Origin of the sequence: Pseudomonas yamanorum (assembly GCF_013386765.1) — a bacterium.
In the GTDB taxonomy this organism is placed as follows: Bacteria; Pseudomonadota; Gammaproteobacteria; order Pseudomonadales; family Pseudomonadaceae; genus Aquipseudomonas; species Aquipseudomonas yamanorum_A.
The window spans coordinates 1,245-16,009 of sequence record NZ_JACARE010000056.1; the positions used below are offsets into that span (position 1 = coordinate 1,245).

Genomic DNA, 14,765 nt, shown 5'->3' on the forward strand with positions numbered 1-14,765 from the left:
GACAGGTAGATAAACAGCAGCGGCTCATCGCTGAGGATCAACAACCCTTTGGCAATCGCCTCGTTACTGAGCTTCAGCAGCGCCGCAAGCTCGGCCTGGGAGAGGTACTGCAGCAGCTTTTCGCTGTTGGGCTTGATGTCAGCCAACCATTGGTACAGTTGCGCAATACCGTCCCAGAGACCGTAAAGCACGTTGCCAAACCCTTGCGCATAGGCCATTTGCAGCGAGGTGTACCGATCGACATAACCGGCCTTGGAATAGCTCTCCCATATCGGCTTGAACGTGCTCGTCCACTCGCCACGCAGGCGACCTTCCAGCGAGCTGATCTCGGACTGATAGGAGGCATACAGCGCCTTGACGTGGTCCTTGGAAACGTTGGGATAAAAGCTGACCCGGTACTGCCGGTCGACGGTGCACTCGGTGACTTCGAGAATGCCGCTGGGGCCGATGGTTTTATGGAGGGGGTCGCCGAGCGGGCCGCCGTCTTGCGCGATTTCCTGGAGCATCACCGGCGTGTTGCCGATGGGTACGAACCGTGTGCTCTGGAACATGTGCACCAGGGTCAACGGTGAGTTGGCCTTGCAGGTCGCGACGGTGCTGCTGGGATACAGAGCGCGGGTGATGGGCGCGACCAGTGAAACCTCATCCCCCACCTTGAACACTTGCTCGACATCCAGTGCCGAAAAACTCCAGAAGCTCTCGGCCCATGCGTCGTAGGTGTTCAGGCAGTGTTTGAAGTCATTGAGAACCGCATTGACGTCGCGCGTCTTCGGGTCCATCGCCGCCACGACGAAAAAGCCAATGGCGGGAATCAAGAGGCAGCCCCACTGGGCAGAGCAGTAATCGAAAAAGACATCGGCGTTCCCTCGCGCTGTGTGATCAGGCGAGGGACTTTGCAGAGGTTTGTGAGAGAAAGAAGTCAGAGCTATCCACTGCTACTGATAGGACGTTTCGCCAAATTCCCGGCTAAACCGGCCCATTTTCGTAAGCCAAATCTCCGACAAAAATAAAACCCACAAAACCCACATACACAACAAATCCAACTTGACAGCCGCCATTCCCTTGGCGTCTATTGACGTACCCGCTGGACCATTTCGCAGATGTCCCAGGATGCTCAATGAAGACTGATACCTCACTCACCGATATGCCCAGCGTCCTGCAGGCAGCCGAACGCATTCGCCAAGGCTCACTCACTCCCGTGCAACTGGTGGAGCAAAGCCTCGAATCCATCAAAACCCACAATCCCACACTGAACGCGTTTGGCGACGTCTACACCGAATCCGCACTTGAGCAGGCCCATGCCATGACGGCGGCCGCCGAGGCCGGGCAGATAAAAGGCCCGCTCCACGGCATCCCCTTCGGCATCAAAGACCTGTTCTCCACCGCCAACCTGCGCACCACCCGTGGCTCGCTCACTGGGCTGGATAACGTCCCCACACAAGACGCCCCGATCATCCGCCGTCTCAAAGACGCCGGTGCGATCATCCTTGGCAAGACCGCCACCACCGAATTCGGCTGGACCGGCGCCAGTACCTCCCGCGTCTTCGGCAACGGTCGCAACCCGTGGAACCCGCAACTCACCAGCGGCGGTTCCAGCTCCGGCTCGGCCATCGCCGTGGCGGCGCGGATGGTCCCGGCCACGCTGGGCTCCGACGGCGGCGGTTCGGTGCGTATTCCGGGCGCCTTCTGCGGTGCATTCGCCCTTAAAGGCTCCCTTGGGCGAATCCCTACCTGGCCCTGGTCCGCCACCGAAATGCTCAGCCACGCCGGGCCGATCACGCGCACCGTGCGCGACAGCGCGTTGCTCTTCGATATCCTCTCCGGCCCCGACCCGCTGGACCACCAGGCCTTGCCCGCGCCCACCGAGTCCTACCTGGCGCGCTGCGACCAGCCGCTGGGCCCTTTGCGCGTGGCGTACTGCCCGACCTTGTTCGATACACCCGTGGACCCGGTCATCGCCGCCACCGTCGAAGCGGCGGTGCATTACCTCGCAGATGAGCTGCCGGTCACTGTCACCACCCTGACCCTGGACTGGCAAGACCCGCTCTCCACCTTCGAAACCCTGTGGGTCGGCGGGCGCGGGATTGCCTACGGTAAATCCCTGGCCGATCGCCTCGACCAACTGGACCCCGGCTTCGCCGCGCTGATCAAGCGTTCCGCCGACTACGATCTGGCGGCTTACCTCAAGGCCGTGCAGCAACGCGCACTGTTCGCCAATCAGGTACACGCCTTGTTTAACGACTACGACGTGCTGTTGATGCCGACGATGCCGATCCTGCCGTTCGCCGCCGATCGCGTGGCCCCGCAAGGTTGGCCAGGCGAGGAGGGTGCAGTGCCGTGGGCGCGCTGGACGCCGTTTACCTACCCGTTCAATATCACCGGCAACCCCGCCGCCAGCCTGCCCTGTGGCTTCAGCCCGAGCGGTTTGCCGATTGGCTTGCAGGTGATCGGCCCGCGGTTTGCCGACGCCCAGGTGCTGCAATTCTGCGCAGCCGTGGAAGCTATCGCACCCTGGGATCAGCACCTTCCCCCGCTGCTGAATCCCTGATTGATTGCACCCGGAGTGGGCTCGATAGAAGCCCGCCCGTGATAAACGCTTTGTGTTGTCCTGCCCTTTCACACCCCGATGAGTGAGAGGTACCCGTGACCCTGTCCATGGCCGTATTACGCTCTATGCTCCCTGCTGGACCGGCGTGTGCCGCGTCTCGCCGTGGGCCGCGCAATACCGGCCGCCTGAACCTGCCCTGGAATACCTCTTTTATGCTCAACCAGCCACGTCTCGACGAAATCATGCTCCTGCTCACCCAACACCAGCGCGTCAAGGCGTCGGACCTGGCGCAGACGCTGTTCGTCTCCGAAGAAACCATCCGCCGCGACTTCAAGTACCTGGAAGAAGCCGGCAAGCTGCGGCGCATCCACGGTGGCGCGATCCTGCCGCGGCTCAACGAAGAGCAACCGCTGCAAGTGCGCAGCCGCATCAAGCCCCAGGCCAAGACGCGCATCGCGGTGTGTGCGGCGAAGCTGGTGAGCGAAGGCATGGTGCTGTTTCTCGACACCGGCACCTCGACCCTGGCCCTGGCCCAGCAACTGATCGGGTTCAGCCAGTTGCGCATCATCACCAACTCCCTGGACATCGCCCGCCTGATCACCGAACAAAGCGCCAACCAGGTGCTGGTGGTGCCCGGCGATGTACGCCGTAACGACAACGCGCTGATTGGCGCCCACACCCTGGAATTCGTCCGACAGTTCCACTACGACATTGCCTTCATGGGCATCGGCGCCGTCGACCTGGAACTGGGGTTCATGGACTACCAGGAACCCGAGGCGCTGCTGCGCCGGGAACTGACCAAACACAGCCTGCGCAGCGTAATCCTGGCCGACGACGCCAAGTTCGGCCACCGCACGTTCATCAATACGCTGCCATTTAGCGCCATCACGACCCTGGTCACCAATCGTGCGCCGTCCGACGATTTTGCGACCCGCCTGGAGCAAGCCCATGTCGACATCCTTTACCCCTGAGTTACTGGCGCCCAGTGAACAGGACCTTGAAACCTTCGAGGCGCTGTTTCGCGACTCTTCAGCTATCGGAGCGACCAAGGCCGGTGGGCTGCACCGCCTGGCAGCGTCGGCCGAGGACGGCGCCGTACGCGACCTGTTCGCCGCCTGGCTGACCGAGCGTGGCTTTGAAGTGCGGGTGGATGCAGTGGGTAATATGTTCGGCTTGATTACCTTCAATCCAGACGCGCCCTACGTGCTGTGTGGCTCACACCTGGACAGCCAGCCCAGCGCCGGGCGTTTCGATGGTGTCTATGGCGTGCTGGCCGGCGCGGTCGCGGTGGCGAGCCTGGCCCGCCAATTGCGCGAACGCGGCGAAGTACCGGCGTGCAACCTGGCGGTGGTGAACTGGACCAACGAGGAGGGCGCACGCTTCCAGCCCAGCCTGATCGGCAGCAGCGTGTTCACCGGCGACCTGGCCCTACAAGACGCCTGGGCGTGCCGCGATGGCGACGGCATCAGCCTCAAGCATGCGCTGCAACAGATTGGTTATTTGGGAGAGGGCCGGGTCGAGCTGGACGTGGCCGGTTATGTGGAGATCCACGTTGAACAAGGCGACGGCCTTGAGCGCGACGGCCTGGCCATCGGCGTGGTTCGCGACACTTGGGCCGCCCTCAAGCAACGGATTCGGTTTATCGGCGAACAGAACCACACCGGCCCCACACCCATGGCTGCGCGCAAGGACGCCTTGCTGGCCGCCGCCCATGGGATCATCGCGGTGCGGGCCGAGGCCGACCTGCACGGCACGCAACTGCACAGCTCGGTGGGGCGCCTGGAGATCTACCCCAACTCTCCGAACGTGGTGCCCTCCAGCGTGACACTGCACGTCGAGTACCGTTCGCCAGACACCGAGTTGCTGGCCGCCGCCGGCGTGCGCCTGGACGCCACGCTCAAGGCCACAGCCACCGCCACGGCGACGGACTACACCATCGAAAGCCGCGCCTTGCGTGAGCCGACTCATCTGCACCACGGTTTTGCCGAGTTGGCCTACAGCGTCGGCCAGCAACTGGGTTTGCCCATCGGCAACAGCGTCACCGTTTCAGGCCACGACGCCATCAGCCTGAGCCGGCATTACCCGGTGTGCCTGCTGTTTATTCCGAGCAGCAATGGCGTGTCCCATAACGAAGCGGAGTTCACCAGCGAGCAGGACATGCGTAACGGTTTGCACATGCTGACTGCGTTGCTGCACCGCGCCTGTTCCACCCCCAACGCCTACCGCTGAGGTCTGCCATGTCGAGTCGTTTGCAAGCTAAGTCACGGCTGCTGGGCGCCCTGGAGGCGGCCGGTTTGTCCGCCCATGTGGTGGTCGAAGAGGGCACCGCCGGGATTGCCTCGCCGGTACGGCTGGCCACCGAGTGGGCCGGTTATACCGTCACCGCGCCGTGGGGCCAGTGTTACGCCAAGGTCTTGCATGACGACATGCGCGCGCTGATCGACATCGAACGCACCGCCCGCGCCACACAACTGGCGGCCGATTGCGACGTGACGCCGGGCGTGCGTCTGGTGGATGCAGCCGCCGGTGTGTTGCTGCTGGATGCGTTGCCCGCCAGTGAATGGCGCTGGGCCCGCCTCGACGAATTGATGCAGCCCCAGCGCCTGCAGGCGCTCTGGGCCCTGAAGAAACAACTGCACACCGGCACTTCCCCGGGTTTCAACCGCTCGCCGCTGCAAGACATTCAGCACCTGCGCGAGTTGTGCGTGCGCTACAGCGTGGCCTTGCCCCTCGACCACGCCTGGATCAGTACCTGCATAGACCTGGCCTGGACTTCCCTGCAACTGAACGCCAGCGCGTCGGTGCCGCTGCACGGCGACGGCGTGGCCAGCAACGTGATGATTGGCCCGGAGGGCGCCTTGCAACTGATCGACTTCGACTACGGCGGCTGCGGTGACCCCTGGTACGACGTGGCCATCAGCCTTAACGAGCTGTATGTCTTCGAAAGCGACTGGCGTGAAGGCATCACTGCCTGGGCCGGCCAATGCCGCGAAAGCGACTACGCCCGTTGCCGCCTCTATGCCCTGATCAACGATTGGTACTGGACCCTCTGGGGCCTGTGGGTCGGCGCCACCTCGGTGCGGCCGCTGGAGTTCTCCAAGGTGGGGCAGTGGACGCTGTTGCGCTGCCGCCAGAGTCTGCAAGACCCACGGTTTGAAAGTTGGCTACGTCAGGTACAGGAGGGGCAGGCATGAAAGCGTTAGGTGAGGCGTGTACGCCACAAGAGTGTCAGCTGGAAGCGGCGGTGCGCGGGGTCGCCAGTTGGGGCGGCAGCGGAATTCGCTATGAGCCGGTCAGCGGCGGGATTTCCAACACCAACTGGCGGGTGGAAGTGGCCGGCATCGATACGGCGTATTTCTTCAAGGTGCCCGGTGTGGGCACCGAGATGTTTATCGACCGCCGCACCGCCCACGACGCCAGCCTCAAGGCGGCGCAAACCGGCTACGGCGCGCCGGTGTTTGCCTTCCTTGAGGAATTCGGCGTGGAAGTCTTCGAATTCATGGAAGGCTGGCGCGCCTCGTCCAACCACGACTTCCTCGACCGCGACGTGCGCCACAACGCACTGCACGCCCTCAAGGCCTTCAACGACCAGCCGCCACTGGTGCAGACCAAAACCGTGTTCGACATGATCGCCGAGCACCAGCGCCAGGTGGAGCAACTCAACGGCTGCAAACCCGCCGACGACGCCTGGCTGCGCCGCCAATGCGATCGCGCGCGGGGCGTGCTGCAAGCCTCCGGCATCGACCTGGCGCCGTGCATGAACGACACCCTGGCGGGTAACTTCATGCTCAACGACCGTCGGCAGATTCGCCTGGTGGACTTCGAATACGCCTCCAACAACGACCGGCATTACGAACTGGCGCTGTGGTTCGGCGAGATGTTTTTTACCGACGACATGGAGCTGGCCCTGATCGAAGACTACTTCGGCCAGGTCACCCCGCAGAACCTGGCGCGCATCAAGTTGCACAAGGCCCTGGCGGACATCAAATGGTCGACCTGGGCGATGGTGCAGCACGCGGTGTCGCAGCTGGATTTCGACTTCTACAAATACGGCACCTGGAAGCACATGCGCGCCCGCAGCATCATCAACGATTCGCAATGGGAAACCTGGCTAAGACAGGCTTGAGCCTGCGCCATAACAATAACGACGACACCTCAGGTTCCGCCTTTGGCGCTGGTTTGCGCTGACGTTTCACTGCTTGATTTTTTGTTTGATCACATAACAAACCGATCCAGAAATTCAAGGAGCACCCGACTCATGAAATCCGATACCGCACCACCCGGACGCCTGAAAAGCCAAATCTTCGGCGTGTACTTTTTCCTGTTGCTGATGCTCGCTTTATTCCCGCCGTTCTATTTGAGCGTGAGCGGCAGTACCGCGTTGGTACTGGGCATTCCGTTGCCGATCTTCTACTGGATCGCCATTGCCGTCCTTGCAGGCCTGGGCCTGTGGGCGCTGTACGTCGCCGAGCTGAAAGCCGGCGAAATACCCGAAGAGGGGGATGCGCAATGATCAGCACCACCAGCGATGCCAACCTCTTTATCACCTTTGGCGTGATCGGCCTGTTCCTGGCCGGGATGATCGCCGTGCTCTACGCCACCAACCGCGAGAGCACGAGCTTTTCCGATTACGCCGTAGGCGGGCGTTCCTATGGGCCGTGGTACATCGCCATGTGTTACACCAACTCCTGGTGGCCGGGCTCGACCTTTACCGCGTTTTTCGCCCTGACCATCGGCGGCGCCCTGGGCTTCTACGGCATGGTCTACGCCACCCTCGGCGTCACCGCGATGTACCTGATGGCGCGCCGCGCCTGGACCTGGGGCCAGCGCTTCAACCTGCGCACCCAGCCAGACCTGCTCGGCATGCGCTTCAACAGCCCGGTGGTCAAGCGGGTGGCCTCGATCATCGGCATCATCTCGGTATTCCCGTGGGTGGTGATGGGCATCCAGGCCTTGGCGATGCTGTTCCAGTTCGCCAGTTTCGGCCGCTGGGGCGTCACCACCTGCCTGATCGCCGGCGTGGTGGTGGTGCTGGTGCGCCAGTACTGGACCGTGAGCATGGGCATGCGCGGGCTGATCATGACCGACATGTTCCAGGGCCTGATTGCCTACGTGCTGTGCGCGGCGCTGTGTGTGTTCCTGCTGTTCGGCGACCAGGCGTCGTTCTCCAACCTGTCGCACCTGCCGGCCAAGATGTTGCTGATTCCCGGCGCCAGCGGCACCGGTTATGGCCCGTTGTACATGTTCAGCCTGATCTTCACCGGGGTGATCGGTTCGATGTGTTGGCCCATGAGTTTCCAGCGTATCTACACCGCCAGCGGGGTCAAGGCGGTGAAGAAAGGCACGCTGTATACGATCCTGTTGGTGGGTGGTTTCTACGGCATCCTGATGCTGTTTGCCGCAGCCATCAGCCAGGACCCGAACGTCATCGCGCACCCGCAACAAGGCTGGTTCCTGTCGCTGTTCGACATCGGCGGGCCGTGGATGCTGGCACTGGCGATCGTCATCGTGCTGGCGGCGAGCATCGGCCACGTGGACGGTTGCGTGCAGGTCTGCGGAACGCAGTTCGCCAATGACCTGGCCACCTGGAACACCCCCCGTACCGACCGGCAACTGACGCTGCTGGCCAAGTCCGGAATGGTGGTGTTTATCGTCGCCGCCTCGGTGCTGGCGTACCTGACCTTTGACTATGCGCGGCTGCAGTTGCTGGCGCAGATTTCCTACCAGGGGATCATCCAGTTGGCGGTGCCGCTGTTCTTCGGGATCTTCAGCCGTCGTGGCAACAAGCAAGGCGCGATTGCCGGGATGCTGGCCGGGATTGTGGTGGCGATTGTGCTGACGACGATGTACCCGGATGACATTCCCGGGCTGGGCTCGTTGACCAGCGGGATTGTCGGGTTGGTGGTCAATGCGGGGATTTTTGTGGTGTGTGCATTGGCGATCAAGCCGAGCGCGCAAGAAAGTGCCCGGGTTGAGCAGCTGTTCGAGATGGCGGCGCCGGGTCGCAAAGTGCCAATGGGGGCAACGCCGATCCTGAACTGAGCCCATATCTCAAACCCGACGCAGTTCCAATGTAGGAGCTGGCTTGCCTGCGATAGCGGTGGATCAGTGACAGAGATGTTGACTGACACTCCGCCATCGCAGGCAAGCCAGCTCCCACAGGTTTAACCGTGTCCCTGACCAGAATCCCCGTTTTGCTTAAGGCGCTTGTACAGCGTATTACGGCTAACCCCCAGCTCCCTCGCCAAGTGCGAGATATTACCGCCCGCCGCCTTCAGCCGCTGGGCCAGGTCCATGCTGTCATCCAGCCGTTCACCGGCTGGCTCCGGCACCACCCCATTCAAATCCACAAAAAAATCATCCGGCAAATGCTCCGCCCGGATCGGCTGCTCTTCCGCCATCGCCAACGCGACCTGCAACACACTGCTCACCTGGCGCAGATTCCCCGGCCACGGATGCTGCTCAAACAGCGCCAGCACCTCGTTACTCAACCCGGCCCACTGCGTCGGCTCCCGATGCTGTTGCCACAACTGCTTGAACAACGCCTGTTTATCCGTGCGCTCCCGTAGCGGCGGCAATTCCAGGGTCAGGCCGCCGATGCGGTAATACAGGTCTTCACGAAAACGCCCGAGCTGCACCTGTTCTCGCAGCGAGCGGTTGGTGGCGGAGATGATCCGCAAGTCCACCGGGAACAACTCGCTGCTGCCGACGGGCTGTACGCAGCGTTCCTGCAACACTCGCAGCAGCCGGGCCTGGGTCGGCAGCGGCATATCACCGATCTCGTCGAGAAACAGCGTGCCTTTGTCCGCCTTGCGGATCAGCCCGATGCTGCCTTTCTGGTTCGCGCCGGTGAACGCACCTTTTTCGTAGCCGAACAGTTCAGACTCCACCAGTTCGGCGGGGATCGCTGCGCAGTTGACCGCGATAAACGCCTGTTGGCTGCGGGAGCTGGCCTGGTGCAGGGCTTTGACGAACACTTCCTTGCCCACCCCGGTTTCGCCGTGGATCAGCAGCGGGATGTCCTTTTCCAGCAAGCGTTCGGCCTGGCGTACGGCCTTTTCCACCCGGGCGTCGCCAAAGTGCAGGGTCTTGAGACTGATGGCTGTGGAGGCGGGTGCGCTGGGTTTCTTGCTTTCCACAAATACGCGAGCCTGCACCGGTGCCTGTTTCGGGCGTTTCAACAGGCATTGGAAACGGTTGCGCCCGGCGGCTTGCAGTGAAAAGGGCAGGCCTTCGGGCTGGTTGAGCAGTTCCAGCAGCGAGACCTTGAACAGGCTATCGATCAGCACCCGCGACAGGCTGATGCCCAGCAGATTGTCCGCACGGCGGTTGGCTGACAGCACCTGGCCGCTTTCATCGAAGATCAGCAACCCGGCCCACTGGCTATCAAGGTTGTTCAACCCGGTGTTGAACGTCAGCTGGAAATGCTCACCGCGAAACAGGTTGAGGATCAGCCGGTTCTCCACGGTCTGGCTCATCATCTTGACCATGCCGAGGGTGTGGGAGGGCGGCAGGTAGCTGTCGCTGGACACATCCAGCACTGCGATGATTTCCCGCTGGGCATCGAAGATCGGCGCCGCCGAGCCGGTCATGAAACGGTTGGCCTTGAGGAAGTGTTCGTCGTGTTCGATATGCACCGCCTGGGCACAGGCCAGGGCCGTGCCGATGGCGTTGGTGCCGCTGGAACGCTCCATCCAGCTGGCGCCGGCGCTGAAGCCACGGGCCAGCTTGGGTTCGATAAAGCGCTGGGTACCCCACGAGGTCAGCACCTGGCCCTGGTTGTCGGCGAGCATGATCAGGCAGTTGGAGTTGCTGAGGATGTTTTCGTAGTAGGGCAGTACTTCCTGGTGGGTGGTTTGCACGAGGGAATGCTGGCTCTCCAGCAACTGGCTGACACCGTCTGCGGGCAGTTGGTCGAAGCTCGGGGTGCTCTGGTGATCCAGGCCATAGGCCCGGCAGCGGCGCCAGGAGTCCTGGATGATGGCATCGTGCGCCAGCGGTGTGCTCATGGCGGTGACCCTTGTTTTATTGTTGTTCTGGGTTCTATCTCTACCTATGTAGGAGCGAGCTTGCTCGCGAAGAACGTCAACGATAACGCGCCCATCCAGAATGAACGCGGCGTCCTGAAGTTCTTCGCGAGCAAGCTCGCTCCGACACAAAGTGTTGTTCAGAACTGTTCATTGTCAACCCGCCACGTGTTCAGTTGTTCAGGCCGGCCTGTTCATTTCTGTTCAGAGGTGAACGGCCGTTTTGCCTAACCCGTTGACCGGCCTGGATTTTGGGTTTTTGGCACGGAACTCGCTCTGTGCTCCCAGCCAGAACCATTCCAATAATAAAAAGGTCGTGTCATGTCATTGACCCTGGAGCACGTCACTCGCGTCGTCGAAGGCCAGACCTGGATCGACGACGCCAACCTGCGTTTCGAAGCCGGTTCCTTCAATGTACTGCTGGGCCGTACGCTGTCTGGCAAGACCAGCCTGATGCGCCTGATGGCCGGCCTGGACAAGCCCGACAGCGGGCGCATCCTGATGAACGGCGTCGACGTCACCCATAAGCCGGTACGCCTGCGCAACGTGTCGATGGTCTATCAGCAGTTCATCAATTACCCCACCATGACCGTGTTCGAGAACATCGCCTCGCCGCTGCGCCAGGCCGGTGTGTCGGCCGAGCAGATCCAGAGCAAGGTCCTCGAAACCGCGAAAATGCTGCGCATCGAGAAATTCCTCCAGCGCCACCCGCTGGAGCTTTCCGGCGGCCAGCAGCAGCGCACCGCCATGGCCCGGGCGCTGGTCAAGGACGCCGAGCTGATCCTGTTCGACGAACCCTTGGTAAACCTGGACTACAAACTGCGGGAAGAACTGCGCCAGGAAATGCGCGAGCTGTTCAAGGCCCGCCATACCATCGCCATCTACGCCACCACCGAACCCAATGAAGCCCTGGCACTGGGCGGCACCACCACCATTCTCCACGAGGGCCGGGTGATCCAGAGCGGCAAGGCCGCCGAGGTCTATCACCAGCCGCAAACCGTGCTGGCGGCCGAGCTGTTTTCCGAACCGCCGATCAACCTGATGCCCGGACGCATCAGCGGCAATGAGGTGAGCTTTGCCAACTTTGTGCACTTCCCGCTGAACGTCGACCTGCGGCCCATCGGCGAAGGCGAGTTCCGCTTTGGCGTGCGCCCCAGCCATATCAGCCTGGTGCCGAGCAACGACGATGACCTGGAGCTGGCAGTGACGGTGGAAGTCGCCGAGATCAGCGGCTCGGAAACCTTCCTGCATGTGCGCAGCGAGCATTTCCTGCTGGTGCTGCATTTACCCGGCGTGCACGAGTACGACGTCGACGCGCCGATCCGCGTCTATATCCCCACCCACAAACTGTTTGTGTTCGATGGCCAGGGGCGTCTGGTCCAGGCCCCGGGCCGCCGTGTCGCGAGGGTTGCCTGATGGCAGAGATCCATTTGCAGAACCTGGCCCACAGCTACAGCGCAAAGCCGGCCGGCCCCGAGGACTACGCGATCCGCGAAATGAACCACGTCTGGGAGCAGGGCGGCGCCTATGCCTTGCTCGGGCCTTCGGGGTGCGGCAAGTCGACCTTGCTCAACATTATTTCCGGCCTGCTCAGCCCATCCGAAGGCCAGGTGTTGTTCGACGCCAAGGTGGTCAACGAGCTGACCCCGGAAAAGCGCAACATCGCCCAGGTGTTCCAGTTCCCGGTGGTGTACGACACCATGACCGTGTTCGACAACCTGGCTTTTCCCCTGCGAAACCAGGGCATGGCCGAGGCGAAGATTCACAGCAAGGTGCAGGAAATTGCCGAGGTGCTCGACCTGCAAAACCTGCTGGACAAAAAAGCCCGCAACCTCACCGCCGATGAGAAACAGAAAGTCTCCATGGGCCGCGGGCTGGTGCGTGACGACGTGTCGGCGATCCTGTTCGACGAACCGCTGACGGTGATCGACCCGCACCTGAAGTGGAAGCTGCGGCGCAAGCTCAAGCAGATCCACGAGCAGTTCAACATCACCATGGTCTACGTCACCCACGATCAACTGGAGGCCTCGACCTTCGCCGACAAGATCGCGGTGATGTATGGCGGGCAGATCGTGCAGTTCGGTACGCCCCGGGAGCTGTTCGAGCGGCCGAGCCATACCTTTGTCGGCTATTTCATCGGCAGCCCGGGGATGAATCTGATTGAGGTGCAGGCGGAGGCGGGCGGTGTGCGCTTTGCCGGCACGCATCTGGCGCTGCCCGAGGCGTTGCAGCAACGCATTGGCGAAACGCCTTACAAGAAGCTGCAGGTCGGCATCCGCCCGGAATTTATCCATGTGTGGGATGAGCACAATCCTGACGCGCTACAGGCACAGGTCACTCATGTGGAAGACCTCGGCACCTACAAGATCATGACCCTCAACCTCGACGGCGCCCCGCTGAAAGTACGCCTGGCAGAAGACAAACCGGTGCCCGAGGGCCAGGCGTCCATCAGCTTCCCGGGGCAATGGCTGATGGTGTATGCCGACGACTACCTGCTGGAGGTGCAGCCATGAACAAGGTGCAGAACAACAAGGCCTGGTGGCTGGTGTTGCCGGTATTTCTGCTGGTGGCCTTCAGTGCGGTGATCCCGATGATGACCGTGGTCAACTATTCGGTGCAGGACATCTTCGACCAGTCCAGCCGCTACTTTGTCGGCGCCGACTGGTACAAACAGGTGCTGCTGGACCCGCGCCTGCATGACTCGCTGTTGCGCCAGTTCATCTATTCGGCGTGTGTGCTGCTGATCGAGATTCCCTTGGGGATTGCCATCGCCCTGACCATGCCCACCAAGGGCCGCTGGTCCTCGCTGGTGTTGATCGTGATGGCGATTCCGCTGCTGATCCCATGGAACGTCGTCGGCACCATCTGGCAGATCTTCGGCCGTGCCGACATCGGCCTGCTGGGTTCATCCCTCAATGCGATGGGCATCAGCTACAACTACGCGGCCAACACCATGGACGCCTGGGTCACGGTGCTGGTGATGGACGTGTGGCACTGGACGTCCCTGGTGGCGCTGCTGTGTTTCTCGGGGCTGCGGGCGATCCCGGATGTGTACTACCAGGCGGCGCGGATTGATCGGGCTTCCAGCTGGGCGGTATTCCGGCATATCCAGCTGCCGAAGCTGAAGAGCGTGCTGCTGATCGCGGTGATGTTGCGCTTCATGGACAGCTTCATGATCTACACCGAACCCTTTGTACTGACCGGCGGCGGGCCGGGGAATGCCACCACCTTCCTCAGCCAGACGCTGACCCAGATGGCCGTAGGCCAATTCGACCTGGGCCCAGCGGCGGCGTTTTCCCTGGTGTATTTCCTGATCATCCTGTTGGTGTCCTGGCTGTTCTACACCGCCATGACCCACTCCGACGCCAACCGCTGAGGCCGCCAACATGAGCAAGCGCAAGGTTATCCCGCTGTTGGTCTACATCCTGTTCCTGCTGGTGCCGATCTACTGGCTGTTGAACATGTCCTTCAAGAGCAACACCGAAATCCTGGGCGGCCTGACCCTGTTTCCCCAGGACTTTACCTTCGCCAACTACAAGGTGATTTTCACCGACCCGAGCTGGTACACCGGTTACCTCAACTCGCTGTATTACGTCAGCCTCAACACCGTGATTTCCCTGAGTGTGGCGCTGCCCGCCGCCTATGCGTTCTCGCGCTACCGCTTCCTCGGCGACAAGCATCTGTTCTTCTGGCTGTTGACCAACCGCATGGCGCCGCCGGCGGTGTTTTTGCTGCCGTTTTTCCAGCTGTATTCCTCCATCGGCCTGTTCGACACGCATATCGCGGTGGCCCTGGCCCATTGCCTGTTCAACGTGCCGCTGGCGGTGTGGATCCTCGAAGGCTTCATGTCCGGTGTGCCCAAGGAAATCGACGAAACCGCCTACATCGACGGGTACAGCTTCCCCAAGTTTTTCGTGAAGATTTTCATCCCGCTGATTGGCTCGGGCATCGGCGTCACGGCGTTTTTCTGCTTCATGTTTTCCTGGGTCGAACTCCTGTTGGCGCGCACGTTGACGTCGGTGAACGCCAAGCCGATTGCGGCGGTGATGACCCGCACGGTGTCGGCCTCCGGTATCGACTGGGGCGTGCTGGCGGCGGCGGGGGTGCTGACCATCCTGCCGGGCATGCTGGTGATCTGGTTTGTTCGCAACCACGTGGCCAAGGGCTTTGCCCTGGGCCGGGTCTGAGGA

Annotated in this window: 12 protein-coding genes and 1 pseudogene; 11 read left to right on the top strand and 2 right to left on the bottom strand. The window is 61.8% G+C overall.

Annotated elements, in window-relative coordinates; translation table 11 throughout:
• A pseudogene (locus HX875_RS30175) lies at positions 1 to 779 on the bottom strand (type IV secretion protein Rhs); the annotation flags it as partial.
• A gap of 338 nt (positions 780 to 1,117) precedes the next feature.
• On the opposite strand from HX875_RS30175, the gene HX875_RS30180 reads away from it, so the two are divergent.
• From HX875_RS30180 to HX875_RS30210, 7 genes are all read left to right on the top strand, one after another.
• A complete protein-coding gene (locus HX875_RS30180; protein ID WP_177048379.1) occupies positions 1,118 to 2,548 on the top strand; it encodes an amidase in 1,431 nt (476 codons plus the stop codon).
• Positions 2,549 to 2,760: 212 nt separating this feature from the next.
• Positions 2,761 to 3,519, top strand: a complete 759-nt coding sequence (locus tag HX875_RS30185) for a DeoR/GlpR family DNA-binding transcription regulator (protein WP_177048381.1) — start codon at positions 2,761 to 2,763, stop codon at positions 3,517 to 3,519.
• A complete protein-coding gene (locus tag HX875_RS30190; RefSeq protein WP_177048383.1) occupies positions 3,497 to 4,777 on the top strand; it encodes a M20 family metallo-hydrolase in 1,281 nt (426 codons plus the stop codon). Before HX875_RS30185 ends, HX875_RS30190 begins: the two co-directional genes overlap by 23 nt.
• A gap of 8 nt (positions 4,778 to 4,785) precedes the next feature.
• Complete coding sequence (locus HX875_RS30195) at positions 4,786 to 5,742, top strand: aminoglycoside phosphotransferase family protein (RefSeq protein WP_177048385.1); 957 nt, start codon at positions 4,786 to 4,788, stop codon at positions 5,740 to 5,742.
• Entirely contained in the window at positions 5,739 to 6,674 is a 936-nt protein-coding gene (locus HX875_RS30200; protein WP_177048387.1) for a choline kinase family protein, read from the top strand. Before HX875_RS30195 ends, HX875_RS30200 begins: the two co-directional genes overlap by 4 nt.
• Before the next feature lie 132 nt (positions 6,675 to 6,806).
• Positions 6,807 to 7,061, top strand: a complete 255-nt coding sequence (locus HX875_RS30205; protein ID WP_088427136.1) for a hypothetical protein — start codon at positions 6,807 to 6,809, stop codon at positions 7,059 to 7,061.
• Entirely contained in the window at positions 7,058 to 8,590 is a 1,533-nt protein-coding gene (locus HX875_RS30210; RefSeq protein ID WP_177048389.1) for a sodium:solute symporter family protein, read from the top strand. Before HX875_RS30205 ends, HX875_RS30210 begins: the two co-directional genes overlap by 4 nt.
• A 122-nt stretch (positions 8,591 to 8,712) precedes the next feature.
• Here HX875_RS30210 and HX875_RS30215 read toward each other — a convergent pair whose 3' ends face one another.
• A complete protein-coding gene (locus HX875_RS30215) occupies positions 8,713 to 10,557 on the bottom strand; it encodes a sigma-54-dependent Fis family transcriptional regulator (RefSeq protein ID WP_177048393.1) in 1,845 nt (614 codons plus the stop codon).
• A gap of 339 nt (positions 10,558 to 10,896) precedes the next feature.
• Between HX875_RS30215 and HX875_RS30220 the strand changes: the two genes are divergently transcribed.
• Genes HX875_RS30220 through HX875_RS30235 form a run of 4 tightly spaced genes read left to right on the top strand, consistent with a single transcriptional unit; the run spans position 10,897 to position 14,762 of the window.
• Positions 10,897 to 11,991 (top strand): ABC transporter ATP-binding protein, encoded by a 1,095-nt coding sequence (locus HX875_RS30220; protein ID WP_177048395.1) that lies wholly within the window; start codon positions 10,897 to 10,899, stop codon positions 11,989 to 11,991.
• A complete protein-coding gene (locus HX875_RS30225) occupies positions 11,991 to 13,088 on the top strand; it encodes an ABC transporter ATP-binding protein (protein ID WP_177048397.1) in 1,098 nt (365 codons plus the stop codon). Before HX875_RS30220 ends, HX875_RS30225 begins: the two co-directional genes overlap by 1 nt.
• A complete protein-coding gene (locus HX875_RS30230; protein ID WP_177048399.1) occupies positions 13,085 to 13,951 on the top strand; it encodes a carbohydrate ABC transporter permease in 867 nt (288 codons plus the stop codon). Before HX875_RS30225 ends, HX875_RS30230 begins: the two co-directional genes overlap by 4 nt.
• Before the next feature lie 10 nt (positions 13,952 to 13,961).
• Complete coding sequence (locus HX875_RS30235; RefSeq protein WP_008433050.1) at positions 13,962 to 14,762, top strand: carbohydrate ABC transporter permease; 801 nt, start codon at positions 13,962 to 13,964, stop codon at positions 14,760 to 14,762.
• Positions 14,763 to 14,765 lie beyond the last annotated feature (3 nt).